1 pseudogene is annotated in these 353 nt (G+C 58.1%); it reads left to right on the top strand.

Features of this window, described 5'->3' with window-relative positions:
- A pseudogene (locus KP705_RS19730) lies at positions 1–353 on the top strand (IS5/IS1182 family transposase); the annotation flags it as partial.

Below are 353 nucleotides of genomic sequence, written 5' to 3'. Positions count from 1 at the left end.
TCCAAAGCAGCGCAACACGAACGCCGAGAAAGCCGATCTCCGGGCAGGCCGTATTCCCGAAGACTGGCAGGACAAGCCGTCAAAGCTGTCGCACAAGGATCGCCATGCGCGCTGGACGCTGAAGTTCACGAAAGCGAAGCGGCAGGACGATGGAACCATGCCGTCGAGTGATCTCGCTATCCCATTCTTTGGCTACAAACCCCACGTCTCCATCGACCGGAAGTATCGGTTCATCCGCAAATGGAAGACAACAGATGCCGCCGCCAGTGATGGCGCGCGATTGAGAGAGGGGCTTCTGGATAAAGCCAATACCGCCTCAAGCGTCTGGGCCGATACCGCGTATCGCTCGAAAG

Origin of the sequence: Gluconobacter sp. P1D12_c (assembly GCF_018812105.1) — a bacterium.
In the GTDB taxonomy this organism is placed as follows: Bacteria; Pseudomonadota; Alphaproteobacteria; order Acetobacterales; family Acetobacteraceae; genus Gluconobacter; species Gluconobacter oxydans_A.
This window is presented reverse-complemented; position numbering and strand designations above follow the sequence as displayed.